The organism is Treponema sp. R6D11 (assembly GCF_054786075.1).
The window spans coordinates 1-239 of sequence record NZ_BDHD01001489.1; the positions used below are offsets into that span (position 1 = coordinate 1).

Below are 239 nucleotides of genomic sequence, written 5' to 3' on the forward strand. Positions count from 1 at the left end.
CATGAGTGGAAACGTGGATGAATGGTGTTGGGATATGTTTGATTTTTATTCAGCCAATGCCCAGACTAATCCTATGACATCTTCTTGGTTATATAATTTTCCTCCTAATTCTTCTCATGATCGCATGATTCGTGGAGGAAGAAACACGGAGCGAGGTTATGGATATAGCCCCGGCGATAAGGGAGCAGAACATTGGTAATGCCTAAAGCCGTAGAAAAAGGTTTATTACTTCACTTTTA

General features: G+C 40.6%; 1 pseudogene. It reads left to right on the forward strand.

What is annotated here, in order from left to right:
- A pseudogene (locus ACYVTD_RS19185) lies at window positions 1–199 on the forward strand (hypothetical protein); the annotation flags it as partial.
- Between the last annotated feature and the right edge of the window lie 40 nt (window positions 200–239).